Origin of the sequence: Portibacter lacus, from assembly GCF_021533215.1 — a bacterium.
GTDB classification, from domain to species: domain Bacteria; phylum Bacteroidota; class Bacteroidia; order Chitinophagales; family Saprospiraceae; genus Portibacter; species Portibacter lacus.
Genome location: NZ_JAJNKA010000014.1, coordinates 162,052 through 182,542, shown reverse-complemented (window position 1 = coordinate 182,542; position 20,491 = coordinate 162,052). Strand labels below are relative to the sequence as shown.

13 protein-coding genes are annotated in these 20,491 nt (G+C 36.0%); 3 read left to right on the top strand and 10 right to left on the bottom strand.

The window, feature by feature from the left end; all coding sequences use genetic code 11:
* Window positions 1-2,102: 2,102 nt before the first annotated feature.
* The 7 genes from L2586_RS20370 to L2586_RS20340 form a co-directional block, all read right to left on the bottom strand.
* Complete coding sequence (locus L2586_RS20370) at window positions 2,103-2,819, bottom strand: carboxypeptidase-like regulatory domain-containing protein (protein ID WP_235294797.1); 717 nt, start codon at window positions 2,817-2,819, stop codon at window positions 2,103-2,105.
* 94 nt (window positions 2,820-2,913) lie between these two features.
* Window positions 2,914-3,357 (bottom strand): hypothetical protein, encoded by a 444-nt coding sequence (locus L2586_RS20365; protein ID WP_235294796.1) that lies wholly within the window; start codon window positions 3,355-3,357, stop codon window positions 2,914-2,916.
* A gap of 2,693 nt (window positions 3,358-6,050) precedes the next feature.
* On the bottom strand, window positions 6,051-6,875 hold the full coding sequence (locus tag L2586_RS20360; RefSeq protein WP_235294795.1) for a hypothetical protein: 825 nt from the start codon (window positions 6,873-6,875) through the stop codon (window positions 6,051-6,053).
* A gap of 637 nt (window positions 6,876-7,512) precedes the next feature.
* Window positions 7,513-8,274 carry a DUF6090 family protein gene (locus tag L2586_RS20355; RefSeq protein ID WP_235294794.1) on the bottom strand — a complete coding sequence of 254 codons (762 nt, stop codon included), beginning with the start codon at window positions 8,272-8,274 and terminating at the stop codon, window positions 7,513-7,515.
* Window positions 8,275-8,361: 87 nt separating this feature from the next.
* Complete coding sequence (locus L2586_RS20350; RefSeq protein ID WP_235294793.1) at window positions 8,362-8,949, bottom strand: hypothetical protein; 588 nt, start codon at window positions 8,947-8,949, stop codon at window positions 8,362-8,364.
* Complete coding sequence (locus L2586_RS20345; protein ID WP_235294792.1) at window positions 8,942-9,631, bottom strand: ADP-ribosyltransferase; 690 nt, start codon at window positions 9,629-9,631, stop codon at window positions 8,942-8,944. The genes L2586_RS20350 and L2586_RS20345 overlap by 8 nt, the downstream gene beginning before the upstream one ends.
* A 724-nt stretch (window positions 9,632-10,355) precedes the next feature.
* Window positions 10,356-12,071, bottom strand: a complete 1,716-nt coding sequence (locus tag L2586_RS20340; protein WP_235294791.1) for a tyrosine-type recombinase/integrase — start codon at window positions 12,069-12,071, stop codon at window positions 10,356-10,358.
* 150 nt (window positions 12,072-12,221) lie between these two features.
* Between L2586_RS20340 and L2586_RS20335 the strand changes: the two genes are divergently transcribed.
* Window positions 12,222-12,575, top strand: coding sequence for a hypothetical protein (locus tag L2586_RS20335; protein ID WP_235294790.1), 354 nt, complete (start codon window positions 12,222-12,224; stop codon window positions 12,573-12,575).
* A gap of 378 nt (window positions 12,576-12,953) precedes the next feature.
* Here the strand turns inward: L2586_RS20335 and L2586_RS20330 are convergent, their stop codons facing one another.
* Complete coding sequence (locus L2586_RS20330; protein WP_235294789.1) at window positions 12,954-13,490, bottom strand: arylesterase; 537 nt, start codon at window positions 13,488-13,490, stop codon at window positions 12,954-12,956.
* A gap of 199 nt (window positions 13,491-13,689) precedes the next feature.
* On the opposite strand from L2586_RS20330, the gene L2586_RS20325 reads away from it, so the two are divergent.
* Both L2586_RS20325 and L2586_RS20320 read left to right on the top strand, forming a co-directional pair.
* A complete protein-coding gene (locus tag L2586_RS20325; protein WP_235294788.1) occupies window positions 13,690-14,373 on the top strand; it encodes an ABC transporter ATP-binding protein in 684 nt (227 codons plus the stop codon).
* Window positions 14,370-16,889: an ABC transporter permease gene (locus L2586_RS20320; protein WP_235294787.1), complete on the top strand. Its 2,520-nt coding sequence runs from the start codon at window positions 14,370-14,372 to the stop codon at window positions 16,887-16,889. The genes L2586_RS20325 and L2586_RS20320 overlap by 4 nt, the downstream gene beginning before the upstream one ends.
* A gap of 261 nt (window positions 16,890-17,150) precedes the next feature.
* On the opposite strand, the gene L2586_RS20315 is transcribed toward L2586_RS20320, so the two are convergent.
* Both L2586_RS20315 and L2586_RS20310 read right to left on the bottom strand, forming a co-directional pair.
* On the bottom strand, window positions 17,151-18,842 hold the full coding sequence (locus tag L2586_RS20315) for a Na/Pi cotransporter family protein (protein ID WP_235294786.1): 1,692 nt from the start codon (window positions 18,840-18,842) through the stop codon (window positions 17,151-17,153).
* Between the two features lie 27 nt (window positions 18,843-18,869).
* Window positions 18,870-20,066 (bottom strand): porin, encoded by a 1,197-nt coding sequence (locus tag L2586_RS20310; RefSeq protein WP_235294785.1) that lies wholly within the window; start codon window positions 20,064-20,066, stop codon window positions 18,870-18,872.
* Between the last annotated feature and the right edge of the window lie 425 nt (window positions 20,067-20,491).

Sequence of the window (20,491 nt, the reverse complement as noted above, 5' to 3'; positions counted from 1 at the left end):
TAGTCTCGACCGAAAAAAGTTTCAAGGAATTGAGCGTTTTAAATGGCTAAGTACCACCATAGATGAATTGACGGAGTCAATTCATTAAGTATAACGTGATAGCGATAAGAGGAGTTTCGCCTTCCGCAAATCGTTACCTCTAAAGTTATATAATTTCAGGTAAAATGTGTTGGAGTAGGAATTATTTAAGGCGAAATTCACTTCTTAATCGCGTGTTATATAGAGTAATAAAAAGAAATCTCAAGACACACGATTGCGTTTGCCATTCGTAAATTCAAAAAGAAGCTACAAACGGAGATTGATATATTGAACGTTTAAGATCTGACTCACAAAGATCGGTGCGTTGGCATACTTTTTTCGGTCGAGCTAACGAAAATACGAAAGAGAAGACGAGTTGGAACATGACAAGATTGAACGTTTGGATTGGATTGAGCAAAGTTGCTAGATTAACTGTAAGCGCGAAAGTTGAAGGTTTCCGTATTCATTAAGTGAAAATCTGAATAAATAGAAACACTTTTTCAACAATTGAGCAAAACCATAGATGAGTTTACCGTTACAAGATTTAGTTATCGAATTGAAGGAATTGCACTCGTTTTGTTTGCTTTCTGGCGCGCGTTTAAGTTGATCGTCTTCTCCTGACAAAATTTTAGCTTCGACCGAAAAAAGTTTCAAGGAATTGAGCGATAGAAATGGCCTAAGTACAACTAGAATGAATTGACGGAGTCAATTTATTCTAATATAACGGGATAGCGATAAGAGGAGTTTCGCCTTCCGCAAATCGTTACCTCTAAAGTTATGTAATTTTAGACAAAATGTGTTGGAGTGGGTATAATTTAAGGCGAAATTCACTTCTTAATCGCGTGTTATACTTAGTGATAAAAAAAATCTTATGACACACGATTGCGTTTGCCATTCGTAAATTCTAAAAAAAGCTACAAACGGAGATTGATGTATTTAACGTTTAAGATCTGACTCGCAAAGATCGGTGTGTTGGCCTACTTTTTTCGGTCGAGTTAACGCCAATACGAAAGAGCAGACGAGTTGGAACATGATAAAATTGATCGCTTGGATTGGAGAGAGCAAAGTTGCTAGTATACTGAAAGCGCGAAAGTTGAAGGTTTCCGTATTCGTTAAGAGAAAAGCTGAATAAGTAAAATCACATTTGAGTAATTGAGCAAAGCCAAAGATGAGTTTACCGTTGCAAGATTTGGTGTTCGAATTGAAGGAATTGTACTCGTTTGGTTTGCTTTCTGGCGTGCGTTAAAGTTTATCGTCTTCTCCTGACAAAATTCTAGTCTCGACCGAAAAAAGTTTCAAGGAATTGAGCGTTAGAAATGGCTAAAGTACCACCATAGATGAATTGACGGAGTCAATTCATTAAGTATAACGTGATAGCGATAAGAGGAGTTTCGCCTTCCGCAAATCGTTACCTCTAAAGTTATATAATTTTAGGTAAAATGTGTTGGAGTAGGAATTATTTAAGGCGAAATTCACTTCTTAATCGCGTGTTATACTTAGTGATAAAAAGAAATCTTATGACACACGATTGCGTTTGCCATTCATAAATTCTAAAAAAAGCTACAAGCGGAGATTGATGTATTTAACGTTTAAGATCTGACTCACAAAGATCGGTGCGTTGGCCAACTTTTTTCGGTCGAGTTAGCGCCAATACGAAAGAGAAGACGAGTTGGAACATGACAAGATTGAACGATTGGATTGGAGAGAGCAAAGTTGCTAGATTAACTGTAAGCGCGAAAGTTGAAGGTTTCCGTATTCATTAAGTGAAAATCTGAATAAATAAAAACTCCTTTTCAGCAATTGAGCAAAGACATTGATGAGTTTACCGTTGCAAGATTTGGTTATCGCATTGAAGGAAATGTACTCGTTTGGTTTGCTTTCTGGCGCGCGTTAAAGTTGATCGTCTTCTCCTGACAAAATTTTAGTCTCGACCGAAAAAAGTTTCAAGGAATTGAGCGTTATAAATGGCTTAAGTACCACCATAGATGAATTGACGGAGTCAATTCATTAAGTATAACGGGATAGCGACATCCAGAGGCCAGACGAAGGAAGGCTTATGCGATGTCGCATGTTATAGATCGTTCTTAATTTGTTTTGCGTTTAAATATATTCTTTATTCGTGGTTTATATACAACAATAACGTCTCCCATTAATTCTCGAGGATCAGCTAAGGTAATTTTAAATTTATTCTCTTTAATATCAAATAACTTAACTTCAAATGAATGGTATCCAATATAGCTTGTTTGCAAATAGGTTTCATTAAGATCTAATCCACTGATGTCTAATTCAAATTTACCGTAGAAGTCTGATTCAACTCCTCGTTCGGTACCTTTAATATGTGCTGTGGCAAAAGGAAGAGGCTCATTATTTTCATCTAAGATCTGACCGTAAATCTTGTTTTCTGCTAGATTAGAACTATCTAGTTGATCGAGTATTTCAATTGTTGAGATATGCTCATTGCAAACAATTTGGTCTTGTTTGTATACTTTACAACTTGCACTTGTAAGCATAAGTCCAACAAGAATTGGAGATACACGAGTTAAATAATTGGATTTGCCGTTTAGACTTAGATTTATACCCTTTAGTTGATCTTTGTTGAATCTACCGCATGTCTTGCTTGCTTGTTTATGTTGGTTTTCAAAGAAGTCAATTATTTCATTTTCTTTTAGATTAGTAAAATCATAAACAGTTTTATTGCATAATTGGCAATGTCGATTTGCTTCATCATTACTCATTTTATTCCAATCAGCAGTACAAGAATTGGCAATTTTAAATTCCTGAATATTGGTTTTTCTTTTCATAATATTTTAACGTACAGCTCAATTAAGTTGTGTATATGATTTCGAAAGTGCATTGTTATCGAGTTGAAGGTTTTGTCATATCACAATTTGGCTATTATTTCATTCTAGACTCTAAGTTTTTTCTTAAGATCCCAATTCTTTTTAGGTTGATTATGCCACTAATAAACATGTAAGGACTGAAAGCAGCTCCTATTTGAGGTTGAGTTATTATAGCCGGCCTGTTAAAGAGTATATTCTTTGGGTCATCAAGCTCGATCGTATACTGTGATGGATTCCAGTGTTTTTCAAATACTTTCAAAACATAAGATGCTATTCCATCAATTGCATATTTGTTTGATTGAACATTGAGCGAATCTAATGTGAAATTCTTAATCAAAAACTTCTCAACTTCATCGAGGGAATCGATTGAGAAATTCATCTTGATTTTTGTTGAAGTATCTAAATTGTTGAGCCAATCAATTATCCTTTCATCTAAGGTCTCTACCCAGGCTGCAAAATTTCTTAATTTTTCAGATTTATTTGATTTGTCAATCCGCATTTTAATGATTTAATATTCTTCACAAGAATCAAGTCCCATACTTCACTCGGGTTAAAAAAATGATCTATAACGTGATAGCGATAAGAGGAGTTTCGCCTTCCGCAAATCGTTTCCTCTAAAGTTATATAATTTTAGGTAAAATGTGTTGAAGTAGGAATAATTTAAGGCGAAATTCACTTCTTAATCGCGTGTTATACTTAGTGATAAAAAGAAATCTTAAGACACACGATCGCGTTTGCCATTCGTAAATTCTAAAAAAAGCTACAAGCGGAGATAAATACGTTGAACGTTTAAGATCTGACTCGCAAAGATCGGTGCGTTGGCATCCTTTTTTCGGTCGAGTTAACGCCAATACGAAAGAGAAGACGAGTTGGAACATGACAAGATTGAACGATTGGATTGGATTGACCAAAGTTGCTAGATTAACTGTAAGCGCGAAAGTTGAAGGTTTCCGTATCGAATAAGTGAAAAACTGAATTAATAAAAACACCTTTTCAGCAATTGAGCAAAGACATTGATGAGTTTACCGTTGCAAGATTTGGATATCGAATTGAAGGAAATGTACTCGTTTGGTTTGCTTTCTGGCGCGCGTTTAAGTTGATCGTCTTCTCCTGACAAAATTCTAGTCTCGACCGAAAAAAGTTTCAAGGAATTGAGCGTTAGAAATGGCTAAGTACCACCATAGATGAATTGACGGAGTCAATTCATTAAGTATAACGTCTTAGCGATAAGAGGAGTTTCGCCTTCCGCCTAACGTTACCTCTAAAATTAAACAATTTTACGAAATGCGTATTGGAGTGGGAATTATTTAAGGCGGAATTACTCCTTCATCGCATGTTAGATGCCGCTTTTTTTAAGTTTAGGAATACGTTTACAGTTGACGAATAATTAGTGCCGAGCGCCGAACAGAGATGAATTGAAAGCCACAAATGTTCGCTTATTGGGCAGGATAGTGCTGATTTAGTGAAAAACGCGCGTAGGGCAAGAATGTATTAGAGTAGGAATCGTGCATTGGAGTTTAGCGATAACAAATAAGGTAGGTGAGGCGTATTTTGCTGTTTAGGTTTTCGTTTATGCATACGTTTGTTTTGCGCTAGGAGCCAAATCTCTAATGTTGGACGGAGCCGAATCAAACTCAGCTTTCGGTGCGAGCATTAAAGTTTGGATGAAATGAGTGTGGAGCAAAAAAACTCATTGGAGTAGAAATCTCAATTATGCCAAAGGCTTATCGCAAGCGTAAAAACCATTTGAATAAGCAAGGTGTGTCGCTTTTTTGAAGGTGGATTTATTCGAAACCATAAACATTAAAAATACCTTGGTTTTTTGCGCGATCGTTTTATTAGTGGCACTCTAACGTCTTAGCGATAAGAGGAGTTTCGCCTTCCGCCTAACGTTACCTCTAAAAATAAACAATTTTACGAAATGCGTATTGGAGTGGGAATTATTTAAGGCGGAATTACTCCTTAATCGCATGTTAGATGCCGCTTTTTTTAAGTTTAGGAATACGTTTACAGTTGACGAATAATTAGTGCCGAGCGCCGAACAGAGATGAATTGAAAGCCACAAATGTTCGCTTATTGAGCAGGATAGTGCTGATTTAGTGAAAAACGCGCGTAGGGCAAGAAAGCATAAGAGCAGGAATCGTGCATTGGAGTTTAGCGATAACAAATAAGGTAGGTGAGGCGTATTTTGCTGTTTAGGTTTTCGTTCTAGTCAAACGTTTGTTTTGCGCTAGGAGCCGAATCTCTAATGTTGGACGGAGCCAAATCAAACTCAGCTTTCGGTGCGAGCATTGAAGTTTGGATGAAATGAGTGTGGAGCAAAAAAACTCATTGGAGTAGAAATCAGAATTATGCCAAAGGCTTATCGCAAGCGTAAAAACCATTTGAATAAGCAAGGTGTGTCGCTTTTTTGAAGGTGGATTTATTCGAAACCATAAACATTAAAAATACATTGGTTTTTTGCGCGATCGTTTTATTAGTGGCACTCTAACGTGATAGCGATAAGAGGAGTTTCGCCTTCCGCAAATCGTTACTTCTAAAGTTATTATAATTTTAGACAAAATGTGTTGGAGTAAGAATTATTTAAGGCGAAATTCACTTCTTAATCGCGTGTTATACTTAGTGATAAAAAGAAATCTTATGACACACGATTGCGTTTGCCATTCGTAAGTTCAAAAAAAAGCTACAAACGGAGATAAATACGTTGAACATTTAAGATCTGACTCGCAAAGATCGATGCGTTGGCCTACTTTTTTCGGTCGAGTTAACGCCAATACGAAAGAGAAGACGAGTTGGAACATGACAAGATTGAACGATTGGATTGGAGTGACCAAAGTTGCTAGATTAACTGTAAGCGCGAAAGTTGAAGGTTTCCGTATTCGTTAAGAGAAAAGCTGAATAAGTAAAATCACATTTGAGTAATTGAGTAAAGACAAAGATGAGTTTACCGTTGCAAGATTTGGTTATCGAATTGAAGGAAATGAACTCGTTTGGTTTGCTTTCTGGCGCGCGTTAAAGTTGATCGTCTTCTCCTGACAAAATTCTAGTCTCGACCGAAAAAAGTTTCAAGGAATTGAGCGTTTTAAATGGCTAAGTACCACCATAGATGAATTGACGGAGTCAATTCATTAAGTATAACGTCCAAATGCATGAGGAGTTCCGACGATAGGAGGAATTACTTCATGCATAATGTTAGTCACAGGGTTGGTATTTGATAATGATAGAATCAGTTTTATTTGTCTCATAATCTGTTGAAATATACGAACTTAGTTTGCTTTGTTCGTCATAATGGTAAATGACCGCAGATTGAAGTATGGACCTAGAGTTTTCGATTTCATAAAATTGGGTAGAACTTAATTTGGTATCTATATATTTTGAAACGCTGATTGTTGAATCACCGAGATAACTATAAGATTCTGAACTTTCAAGTTTGTCGTCACTGTACTTATATTCTGTTCTTTTCGTTGTGTCATTTTCCATGATTATAAGATCTAAAACTACTTTTCCTTTATCAAAAATAGAAAACGATTTTATTTCTTCAGCTGAAGTTGTTTCAATAGTCCTCAGTTTGCCAAAAATATTATGAGTTCTAATATAGTTTGAAGTGAAAGAATCAATCTTGCCGTTAGAACTTTCTGTAACCAGTAATTCCGCTATGTCTCCCTTTGAATTCTTGAACAATTCTACTGTTACATGAAGGTCTATTTTATCGTTGTTTGTAATGGTTAAAAAAGGCTCGCTATCTTCTTCCCAAAAGTAAATTTCTGATATAGTCTCGCCATTATCATTGATATTCTTTTGGAATAATTTCACTCCATTTTTATTTTCCTTAATCTCAGAAATTTGAATTGTGTCTAATAATTTACCGGCTTCGTCAATTTTGATAGTCAGTTTTTGCTTAGTACAATCTAATGAATCAATATGATCTACGATCTTAATGTTGTTTAGGATTTCATGTTCTTGGCAACCCAAGAGTGTCAAAAGAACAATCATAATATTTGTGATCCTGTTTTTCATTTTTCCTTGTGACTAACGGGAACGCGATAAGAGGAGTTTCGCCTCTCACTGCTTCTCGTCAATAAAACTAAACATTTTTTAGAAATGAAATATGTCAATGGTGTTTTACTGGCGAAATTACTTCTTTATCGCCTGTTATATTCTGGCCCTTTTCCTTGCTGAATTCATGTTTGGTTTGCGAGCCGTCTATTCATGTTGGGTTTAAGTTTATTTTGCAAGACTAAAATGAAGACGCTCATGTTAGATTTGCGAGCCGCTTATTCAAGTTTGAGAATAATTCTAATTTGCATGATAATAATGAAGACGCTCATGTTTAATTTGAAAGAGCAGGCGTTTAATTTGAATGTTTGAATTGGTACACATGTACTTAATTTCTGTAGATCGAGTTTGCATTGTCTAGTTTTTCCTCGATTTGCATGTAAGCCGCTTTTGCAAGTTTGCATGTGTACTTAGTGTGAAAGTTTAAGCAGAATACGCTCGATCTCACTTAATTTGTGCAGAAGAGCGGCCGCCTAATTTGAATGTTAGAGCTGGTACTCGATCTACATGGCTAGGATATAACGGTAAGAAGATGCGGATACTCGACGCGATAGCTAGAGTTACGTCATCTTCATTGTTGTGCTTTCGTTATTTCTTTTTAATCATTTAACTCCAAATAATAATCAATAAGTTCTATCAATTCATTTGCCACCACAATAGCATTCTCGGACGTATAGATTTCTCCTCCCGCACGAAACTTTCTTCCAATCAATACATTCTCGAATGCAGGGTTGTTTCTGAATAAATTAGTATTATCCAATTGTAAATCCCTATTCATCGAGTGTGGATTAGATTTAGGGAAGAAGGTGCCGAGCTCCATTTCATTATATACAAAATCCTCAACATGTTTCTTTACAAATAGATTGTTTTCGTTTGTAATTTTTGAAAGTTTTTCGAGATGCACATAATATTTGTATATAGATTCTTTAAATTTCTGGTCAGCTATGAGAGGAAAAATTGAGCCCGATTCCATTGACTTAAAAGTGGTAATATTTGGCAAGAATAACCTTTCATTTGTTAAATCACCAATACTGTCAGCAAAAACGGAGAGAGGCTTATTTTCAAATTTTGGCGAAATAATAAGTTTTAATGTAAAATCTATATTATCCAGAAGGCTTTTGTTATAGCTAATTTGCTTATTTAGGTCTTTGATATCTTCGTTCAAATTCACTTTCAAAGATGTTAGTGAGGTTTTCACCAATTCTCTATCCTTATTCGATTCGTTCCAGTTATTAATTTGTAGTGCAATCAGAATTCCTATAACAACAAGCATAATTTCTCCGATTGAGTAAATTAGATACTTGCTGAATTTATTTTCAGAGAGCAACTTTTGTCTAATTTTTCTAAAGAATTTTATCATTGGTTATTTTGGTTAGTCTTAATGAAGCACAACGTGATAGCTGAATCCTGAGTCCGACCGAAGGAAGGATTCAGTGATCTCGGCATGTTAGTGAGAGTTTTTTTGAGCTATTTTATCTTCATGTTTCTTTAATTTAATTTTAAATTCCTGCAGAAATTCAATAACAATATTTCCATTATCAAGATTTTCTCCCATTTTTTCCTCTGATAATTCATACTCTTTAATTTTCCCACCTTCGTAATATTTAAAAATCGGATTTTTACTATTCACATCTATTCCAAATCGATTATGTGCTATAATATTTCTATGGGCTATTACTTCTGAAATTAGTTTCCTAATATTTTTTGATTTATCTTTTCTAACAAGATTAAAAAGTAAGAATGTAGACTTAGTTAAATCGCCGAACATTTTTTGTTTTTCATGAATACTAAAAAATCTTCCATTTAGTAGTAATGATTTAAATGCAGCACCATTAATTCCACTCCTATTTTTGGCTAAATGCAATTCCAAAATATCATCAAGGTATTGCTCTATAATTATATTTTGATTGAGAAAAATTCCAATGTAATTAAAGGTCTTTTCGAAATCACTTTCAAACTGACCTAAATCATTTTTATAATTTGAAATATCTCCATGATATCTCCTTTCTTTTAGGTATTTGATAAATTTATTCATCTTTAAATATATCTTGTTGTCGTTTGTCAGAGAAATTCCAGTAACAATTTGTGAGTTTTAAACTTCCTTTAGATTTATCTATCTCTGATAAGAATATTATTCCGGCTTCTACTTTCTCAATTAGAAAAGTTGTGTCTTTATCAAAAAGAATCTCCTTCTCATTTTTAGCTCTCTCAGGTTGAAAGATTTCAAGTACTGGTATTATATTTCTTGCTTTTGAACTATTTTTTTTCGTTTTAACTTTAAATATAACTCTATCTTCAACAGGTTGCCAATCTAGTGATGTTGAAGTAAAGCCAGGGTAGGTAACAGAATTTCCAACATGGTCAACATACCATTGTGAGACTTTATCCATGTTTACATGACCTTCGTTTCTGCATAATACAACTTCATTCATTTGTTGGAGTTGGTTAATTGACTCTGTTAGTAATTCCGAAAGTATATTGACATATCTTCTATCACATTTATAGTGTTTGGATCTTAAGCAGGGATTTAGGTCTCTGAAAGCAACACCACTATATGCTGCTATTATGCCACAATATTGCCATTTAATTCCAACATGAGCTTCAAATTTCTTTTGCATGAATTCATTATTAATAATTTGTTTATAAGCAATCGAAAAATTTGTCTTTTGCAGCAATTCATTCTCAATTAGTTGATTTAGCTCTTCAGGATTTCGCATTATTGATTTTTAATTCTCACTAACGGTATCGCGATAGGAGGAGTTTCGCCTTCCACTATTCGTTACCTCTAAAATTAATAATTTTTTCGAACTGCATATCGACAAGTACCTATCAAGGCGAAATTACTTCCTTATCGCCTGTTATCTTACGTTCATTGTTTTTAACTTGTATATGGACTTAAACTTTATGTCGCAATAATTTATTTTTGACACCAATTTGAGCAGCTAGGTTTAATTGTGAAGTTGATTAATCATGGAAAATAATTTGGATATCGGTGTTAAACAATTGCTAGCCAATAAGATTTAGTAAGAATCTTACTTTTATAGAGATCTACTTCAAGCTCAGGGAAAGAATACCGAGCATGGAAAAAAATTTGAGAGATGGCTGCTAAAAGAGAGTGGTGGCGATTGTATTAGTGAAAATCGAAATTGCAAATAAAATATAATCTCCAGATCAGCGCAAACGCCAAGCATGAAAAGGTCTATAAAAATCGGAGGGCATTGAGTCGAGTCTTCCTCGCGAGAACAACAGATTGTGTGAAAAAACCAGAAGAGCAAAAAAATACTAAGAATTTACATCTAATATCGAAAGGTGTTCACTCAAATCAAGACCACTATTAGTTTTTTCTCTATTGAAAATCTACACTTAAGTTTCTGTAAGAATCTAAAATATGGAAGATAACTCACCTTTATCCCCACTAATATATATACATCGTTCCAACTTTTACAATTCCGTTATATTTTTTCCTAATCGATCAAGTGGACTTTGGATGTTATCCATGCTGCGTGTGGTGACATGGGTGTACACTAATGTCGTCTTTATATCCTTATGCCCTAGTAATTCTTGGATAAAGCGAATATCTGTGCCGCGATCCAATAAGTGCGTTGCAAAACAATGCCGTAATGTGTGTGGCGTTACCTTTCTTTTAATACCTGCTTTTTTGGCACTTTCTTTAATTATCTTTTGTACACTACTTGATGAATAAGCTGTTTTTCTGTTGAGTCCCTCAAATAACCAATATTCTGGTTGATATTCTTCAATATATCGTTTCATTAACTCCTTCAATGTATGACTCAGCAACGTCATCCGATCTTTATTCCCTTTAGCTTGCTTTAGAATTATTTGATTTCGGTCCCAAATGATGTCCTGGACTCTAATATTTAAGACCTCATTCAACCGTAATCCGCCGCCGTATATGGTATATGCGATGCATAAATGTTTTAGGTTTGACATTGACCTAAAAATTCGATCGACTTCCACTTCACTTAAAATAGTTGGTAAATACTTTCCTTTCTTCGGACGGACAAGGCGCTCAATATGGAAATTACTTCTATATTCTACTTTTTCATAGTAAAACTTAATAGCACTTAAAGTTATGTTGATTAGACTTTCGGAAACTCCAGTCTGTGCAATTTTAGTCAAGTATTTATTGACTTCATCCGCTTCTAAGGTTGCAATGGAAATATCTCCGTAATGGGCCATAAATTTAGCCATTTTTCCAGTGTAGGACTGGATGGTGCGCCAACTGTAGTTTTGAAGCAACATGACATCAACATATTTTGCTAGGATTTCAGGAAAAGAGCTAGGGAATTTGCTAAGTAGATAAGATAGTTTGCTCTTAATGCTCCGATTCGCAACGTAGTACTCTCCAATGTCTTTTTTAGGAATTCTATTGATAATCTTAACGCCTAATTTTTCATAATGGTCTGTGATCTTTTTTATTGTTTCCTTTTCTAAAGGTAGAATCCACCGCTTGAATTCTTTGTCATATTCTCTGTGTGCAAAGGTTTTAATGAATGATACATCGATCCCAAAACCACGGAGTTTTACATAAATGAATTTGATCCGCTCGGGACTTAGATATATTTCTATTATCCGAGGGTTCATTTGTAAATTGATCAATTCAAATAGTTTCAAATACTCTTCTTCAGTCCATCCAGCGAAATAGTTCTGCAATGACTTTAGGTTTTCAATATTTGATTTCACAACCCATACTTTATTTTCACTATGCCAGTAACTCCCTTTGAGTGACTTAAGAAATGTTACCGCTTCAAGTTCGTAAGATATATTCGTAATGAAAGCCTTTCCACTCCATGAGATTGCAGGGATATGTGCTTTTCCCAGACTTATGCTAGAATCCAGCTGAGTGATCTCAGGTTTAGGAGTTTCTAGAGTCGAAGCTTTTACTTCTATGGTGGAATTATCGCTTAGAGAAGGTGATGCTTCAGCGGTACCACTTGTGATAATAGTATATGGAATGTTTAACGCTCTTAATGCTGCATAGTCTTGAATAGAGTAAGGGATATAGTAACAAGTATGTGTGGCAGTATAACTTATATTGTCCAATGTTAGCAGTTTGGATTTAATTGTTTGTCCACCCGTAAAATTGATGCCGATGTGTCTTTTGTTCTTGTGGAATAGGTCGAAAATCTTAAGCATTGTATTAAATTTGGTGTAATCATAAGTAGAAAATGGTTAACTTGCAATTTTTAAAACATTGAAAATCAATATAATAGTGATATAAGTGATTATAACGGTTATAATTGAGTATATCGATTGTGGAATGATGATGACAGTAAAAAATATCTTATGAAGAAGAATTGTAAAATGTGCAAACAAGAGTTCAATGGGCGCTCTGATAAATTATTCTGTGGCATTGCTTGCAAGAATGAATATCATCATAAATTAAGGAAAGTTAATTCTGATGCGACGAGTAGAATTGATAGTATTCTTCATCGAAATAGATCTATTCTTCTTGAAATTATGGGGAAGAATAAGACACGATTGACAACGAGTAAGATGGTTTTGGATCGCAAGAAATTTAATTATACCTATATGACGGGATATTCGATTAATAATCAAGGGAAGACTTACCATCATATATATGATTTTTCTTATATGTTATTTAGCTCTCCGAAAGTGTTGATTGTGAGAAAGAAGTGAAAACTGATGTCATCGCTGAAGAGCGCTAACATCAGAGAAACTACTTGATGGTCTCACATTCAGCTGAGGCTATCAAACGTGGTTTCGAGTGGGAGGTAATTAATGCTGGTAAAGTATAGTCGAATAATTAGTATCAGAAAACTGATGTCATCGCTGAAAAGCGCTAACATCAGGGAAACTACTTGATGGTCTCACATTCAGCTGAGGCTATCAAATGTGGTTTCGAGAGGAAGGTAAGCAATGCTGGTAAAGTGTAATCGAATAATAAGTATCAGAAAACTGATGTCATCGCTGGAAAAGCGCTAACATCAGGAAGTTTACTCTTGTTGTCTGAGAAGACTGATGTCATCGCTGAAAAAGCGATAAGATCAGGAAACTTTACAGGAGTGGTTCGATGACTTCCCATACATTTTCAGCAACAATCTTCTGGCCTTCTATATTGGGATGTTTTCGGTCTGGCAAGTTCAGGGATGGATCTCCAGCTACTCCTTCTAGAAAGAATGGAATTAACGCTGCATCGTAATCTTCGGCTAATTTCGGAAAAATACTGTTAAAAACATTGACATAGTCAGCGCCCATATTCGGTGGAGCTTGCATTCCAGCAATCACAATCTTCGCTTCAGGACTTTTTTCTTGTACTATATCCAATATCGCCCTTAGATTCTCATCCGTTGCCTTAACACTCGTCCCTCGCAACATATCATTGGCACCTAATTCCAACATGAAGATATCCACCGGTTCTCGTAAAACCCATGAAATTCGCTCCATTCCATTCGAAGTCGTTTCACCACTTAATCCCGCATTGATCACTTCGTATTCTAATCCCAAAGAATCCACTCGGCGTCTAAGAATGCTCGGAAAATCTTGCCCTTCCTCTAATCCATACCCAGCAGTAAGACTATTACCGAAGAACATAATGCGCTTTTTTCCCGTTTTTTCGCGTTTGGTCGATAAGGTTTCAACTTTTGTCTCATTGTCGTTAACTTTTACCTCGTTATTTGGTTTATCTTTGCAACCTTGTATCATAAGCAAGGCGATCGTTAGCATTATAAAGCGATTTCTCATAAGTGCTAAAGGTAAGGTAGATTGATTTAAGAATTAGAAAAAAGGTTCAATGATTTTAGAAGTTAATGATGTTTCCAAGGTTTATAAAAGCGTAAATCGTTCTCTTACGGTTTTGGATGAGGTCAATTTTGTAGTTGAAAAAGGAGAAACAGTCGCCATCGTCGGAGCATCTGGAAGTGGGAAAACAACTTTGCTAGGCCTTTGTGCTGGACTAGATGTTTCCAGTTTCGGGAATATTAATCTTGCTGGTCATAACCTGAACAATAAGACTGAAAACGAAAAAGCATCTATCCGAAATAAGCACATCGGGTTTATCTTTCAGAATTTTCAATTGTTGCCAACATTGACCGCACTAGAAAATGTGATGTTGCCGCTTGAATTGCAAGATCGAGCGAAAGAAGCTGGACCGAAAGCTAAAGAATTGCTAGAAAGAGTAGGACTAGGTGATCGAATGGATCATTATCCGAACCAACTTTCTGGTGGTGAACAACAAAGGGTTTCGTTAGCGCGAGCATTCTCCAATACACCTGAAATCTTATTTGCAGATGAACCTACAGGAAATCTGGACGATGAAACAAGTGTGGTCGTAGAGAAATTGCTTTTTGACTTAAATAAGGAGCACAATACCACTTTAGTTATCGTAACACACGATATGGAATTAGCGCAAAAAACAAGTAGAATCATCCGATTAAAAGGCGGGAAAATTATTTCGGACGAAAAAGTAAACGCATGAAATTAGGATTGCTCTTAAAAAATGCCTTTCGAGATAGTAGACGTGATCGGTCAAAACTGGTGTTGTTTATGTCGTCCATTGTACTTGGCGTAGCAGCTCTTGTTGCCATTAATTCCTTTAACTATAATCTGGTTAATGATATAGACAATCAAGCCAAGTCCCTTCTAGGAGCGGATCTGGTTTTCGAAAGTAATAAACCTTTCCAAGAGGATTGGATAAAAGTGATGGATTCGATACCTGCTGAGAAAGCATCTGAAGTTGCTTTGCTTTCTATGGCTTATCTGCCTCAGCAAAGTCAGTCGCAGTTTGTACGAATTAAGGCGCTAGGTGGCGGGTTTCCATTCTATGGGAAATTATTAACTGAGCCGGAAAACGTAGATTTTCAGAAAGAAAAAACAGCCTTAGTTGATGATGGTATGATGCTGCAATACAGTGCAGAGATCGGTGATTCTATCAAGTTGGGCCAGGAGACTTTTGTTATCGGAGGAAGACTGAAAAATGCCTTCGGAAGTGTAGATCTAGGATCTGGATTTGCACCGACGGTATACATAGGTCGTGAAAGTCTTGCTGCTACAGAGCTGATACAACCAGGAAGTTTGGTGGATTACTCGATTTTCTTGAAAACGGCTGATGATTTTAATCCGGATGAATGGAGAGACTCGAAACGTGATGATTTCAGAGATAATGGCATGCGGATTCAGACTGTGGAAGGACAGAAAGAAAACTTACAACAAGCGTTTTCGTCGTTGAACAATTTCTTGAATTTGATTGCGCTGGTATCTCTGCTTTTAGCATGTATCGGTGTCGCGAGTAGTGTTCTGATTTATGTGAAGAATAAAGTGAAGTCGATTGCCATCTTTCGATGTTTAGGAATGAATGGAAACGAAGCATTTTTGATTTATTTTATTCAAATATTTGTGCTTTCCTTGGTGAGTGTGCTCATCGGCGCAGCGATAGGAAGCGGAATACAAATGTTACTGCCGATCGTCTTCGATAGTTTCCTCCCTTATGAAGTGGATATGAATATGTCGTGGAGAGCAATAGGTGAAGGTATATTGGTCGGTTCAGTGATTACCTTACTTTTTGCATTGGTTCCACTAATACGGATCAGAAATATTAGTCCATTGAGAACATTAAGAAGTTCTTACGAGGAAGAACAAGGCAAATTTGACCGACTAGAGTGGGGGATTTATGCCCTGATCATTCTATCTATATTTGGCTTTTTGTGGAGCCTTACTGGGAATATAAAAGATGCAGGAATGTTTACTGGCGGGTTGCTGGTGGCTTTTGGAATTCTTTTCGGCGTTGCCAAATTAATAACTTTCATCGTTCGTAAATTTTTCCCGAGGAATTGGAATTTCATTTTCCGTCAGGGACTTTCGAATCTATATAGGCCTAATAATCAGACAAGGACATTAATTGTCTCGATAGGTTTAGGAACAGCGATATTGACCACTTTATTTATCATTCAAGGGTTGATTCTTGGAAATGTAGGTGCAATGGGTGCTGGAAATCAGGCTAATACAATCTTGTTCGGTATCGAAACGAAGCAAAAGGATGAATTAGCTGAAATCACCCGGAATTACGACATGCCTTTAATGCAAGAAACACCTATCATTACGATGGATTTGTATGGCTGGAAGGGGAAAACGAAGCAAGAATGGTTAGCAGATACAACAAGGACGGCGAGAAGATGGGCAATTAATAGAGAAGCGCGAGTAAGTTACGCAGATTCGATTTCGAAGAACGATAAGATTATTGCAGGCGAATATACCAGTAGGGTAGAACCAGGAGATTCCGTTTTTGTATCCTTAGGGGAATCTTGGGCCAGATCTCTAGATGTAGACTTAGGAGATGAAATAGTGTGGAATGTCCAAGGTGCACTGATCAAAACCTATGTAGGAAGTCTGAGGGAGATTAATTTCCGAAGCATGGATACTCGATTTTTTATACTATTCCCACTGGGAGTACTTGAAGAGGCTCCGCAGTTTCATGTATTGGTCACAAAAACACCAGATGCTGAAACGACGGCAGCGTATAGAAATGAAGTCGTGCAAAAATTTCCGAATGTTTCTATCATAGACTTAGGCTCTATCTTAGTCACGTTAAATGATATTCTCTCTAAATTGAGTTATGCAATTCAATTTATGGCTGGATTCAGCATTTTGATAGGACTAATTGTGTTAATCAGTTCTTTATTCTTGTCAAAATATCAGCGGATTAATGAAAGTGTGTTGATGCGAACATTGGGCGCGGTGAAGAAGCAGATCTTAAGAATTAATATGGTGGAATATGGGTTGCTGGGCGCATTGAGTTCGCTCACAGGAATATTCATTGCACTGCTTTCTAGTTTCTTATTGGTCAAGTTTGTCTTCGAATTAGAATTTGCGATTTCATGGCTTCCTATACTAGTCATCTTTATTTTGGTTACTCTTATTACGATACTTATCGGATTAGCGAATAGTAGAGAAGTGGTGAATAAGCCACCTTTAGAGATTTTACGGAATAATGGGTAAATGTTAGGCTGGTCTTTAAATTGACATATATAAAGAGACTGCTAGGAAATATACAGTAGGATTAGAAAATCAAGACTTTCTAAAGGACATTAATCAATATTAAGTATCCTAAAATTGACAAATAGAAAGCTTCTATAAACCATGCAAAAAGGAAAAAGGCACATCGGTGTAATAACTAATGTGCCTTTTTAATTATTCTGAGTTGACCTGTTTCAAATTCATTATCTTAGGTCAAGTCATGTTTAAGCCTAGATGATAAGCCTAAATCTCTCCTGAAATAGATTCATTCACATTCATGATATGATCACCTATTCTTTCCAGAGAAGAGAATATGTTATTGTAAATCATAGCCGATTGAACAACATAACCTTCTGTTCCAATTTTGGCTAAATTATCAGCTCTTAGCTCTGTCCTATATTTGTTAATCTCCTTTTCTAGCGCCTGAGCATTTTGTAGATTTATCTTATCATAATGATCAAGTGCTAGATTTTTATTCATTTCTGCAAATGCCTTGTCGATAAGCTCAATCATATGATTCAGGTTGTTTCGCTGTTCCGGAAGGAAGTATTGTTTGTTTTCATTTTTCAGCTCAATGGTCTTAGAAATCTGGTAGTAAATATCACCGATTCTTTCCAGATCATTACAGATGTTTAGAATACTTCTCAGTTTTTGACTGGTTCGAGGAGTGATCTCTTGATTTGAAATTTTAGTAATGTATTCGGTGATTTCTATTTCCATTCTATCCGTAATCTTTTCGTATTTACGGAGTTTCTTGTACATTTTCTTTCTGACTTTCGCCGCAGTTGAATTGATCAACTGAGAAGTGAAACCAGACATTTTGCTAGCGACTTCACCGAAATGTGCTGCTTCTTTTTGCAATTCGACAGTAGCCAATTCAGGAGTTCTGATACCGGCACTGATGAATTTTAGTCTGTGTTCATCTTCATCCTCATCTTCTTTATCGGGAACACTCCATATGGCTACTTTAACAAGCGTATTCACAAAACCCACCATAATGATAACGTTCAATAAATTAAAGGCAGTATGAAAAGCTGAAAGACCGATAGGCATTCCACTCGCTTGGTATGGGTCACTCATTCCTAGAAATTGCTGCCCGAAGGAAGAAAGTAATGGCAAGAAATAGGGTAGTAATATAACCATCCAGACGACCCCTATAACATTAAACATAGAGTGAATTCTAGCAGATCGTTTAGCATTTGTATTACCTACGAGGGAAGCTAATTCAGCGGTTATTGTTGTTCCAATGTTCTCTCCTAGTATCATAGCAGCAGCTACTTCGAAAGGAAGCCATCCTTGAGCACACATGGTTAGTGTTATGGCCATTGCAGCACTAGATGATTGAACGATAATGGTTACTAATGTACCTATCGAAACAAATAAAAGTCTAGACAAAATTCCCCAATTTGTGAAATTTGCAAGGAAATCTAAGACTTCTGGGTTTCCCTTCAGATCAGGAACTGCTCCTTTCAGATAGCTCAATCCTAAGAATAGAATGGCAAATCCAATCAAAAATTCTCCCCAATACTTTAATTTTGTCCTATTAGAAAAAAGCATGGGTACACCTAGTGCAAATAACGGTATCGAATAAGCACTTAATTTGATTTTAAAACCAAGAATCGAAACAATCCAACCTGTTATGGTAGTTCCAATGTTAGCCCCCATCATAATTCCAGCGGACTCGACTAAAGTAAGTAAGCCTGCATTAACAAAAGAAACCGTCATAACCGTGGTCGCTGAAGAAGATTGTACTAATGCTGTGGTTAAGAAACCTGTTCCTACTCCTAGGAATCTATTCTTAGTCATTGTTCTAAGGATGTTCCTTAGCTGAGAACCTGCTGCCCTTTGAATACCATCACTCATCATTTTCATCCCATAGACGAAAAAGCATAGAGCACCGATTATCTGTAAAGCATCCCAAAATCCGAATTCCATAATTCTTAAAGTTAAAGTTGTATTATATTAAAAATGTAGATCCATCTGGAATCTCCAATAAATTTCATCATTGCTCACCGACCTGTCTCGGTAGGTGACATCAGTCTGCAATTTTAATTTGTGGCCCACTATAAATCTAGAAAAACCTAGTGTGTATCTTGTTTCGTCTTGGTCCACAGCAGCATCTGGATTGATATAGGTATATCTGAATGCGACTTCATGTATCTTATTCAGAAAATATCCTGCTTGTAGGTTAATTCCAGTACCAGTGTAGAAGGTACCTATTTCATTTCCATCCACCAAGACAACTGGGTCGTCACCTTCTGCCTTTTTATTAGCATATTCGCCCATCATCGAAAACCCTTCATACTTAAACATCATATCTACAAACCAGGTATATAATGTTCTACCCTCGAAGCCACCTTCAAATGGAATGAAACTTCCACCTTGACCTCTTTCCCTTGCTGTATTAACATTGATATCATAGGTGACACCTATAGATAGTTTAGGTATTGCTTCTCTGACAATTGCAGAACCGATGTAATCGCCTTTTGATTTAAACTCACCGAAAGGAAATGCTTCTACTCTGAAAGTATAATCTAAACCTCCTTTATTACCTGAGGTAATATTTCTTCCTTCGCCCTGAGAAAGAGAAAAGACTTCCTTCACAATAAAGTTGTTCAAAATCTTAGACTCGTGTTTTAACATGACTCCAAAATCTCGATCAAGTGTATACCTAGAATTCAGTCGAGATCGATCGACAAACTGGAGATTACCAGAGGATATTACTCTTTCCCTATTTCCAGGTAATTTCCCTTGTCCAAACTGGATCGCCCAATTTTCGGAAAATTTATACAAAACAGAGGCGTCTAAAATATATCTAGGAGCATTGCTATAATCTGAAGTTATTCCACCGCTCATGTCCCTATTAGAAAGACCAAGCTCAAACTTGTATATTAGATTAGGTGAAAAGGCATAGCCATCAAATTTTAATCGTGCCCTCCTAATTAAGAAATTAAATTCAGGATCTTGGAAAGATTTGTTTTCATCTTGAGACCAATTTGAAATCATTAAATTCTGGAATCTTAAGCCAATTTTCATTGTAAATGAAGAGTCTGCGGCTGTAATGTTAAGTAATCCTTTACCGAATTTTGGACTTTCAATTTGTGCATTGAGTGAGGTGATGGCACAGAGGAGCCATAAAAATAGTGTTGGTTTAAACATCGGACAATTGATAAATCTACTATTATTTTAAAAGAAACGATATGCAAAAGTATGGTTTCTAATGTTAACACTATATTAAGAAATTGTATCTTTTATGTAATAAGCGAAAGGAGAGAAAAAGCTTGTCCGAAACCTAATCTCCACTTCCGCATAATAGTATGATGCAAATGTATTTTGTTACTTTAATTTATTGGTAAAAGCAATGTTAACTTTGTGTTAAGTTGCATAATTGTTAAAAATTGGGGAAGGATTATGCAGAAATATACATCATGAAAATTAGAGCAATCGGTTGTTTCTGGAGCAAATTAAAGAATGGAATAATTATGATTAGAAGTGTGTTAGGAGGTGAATTACCGTTAGATTAGCGGATAATTCCATTGGTCGGAGAAATAAAATTACAATTTTGATAAACCGTTAAATAAAGG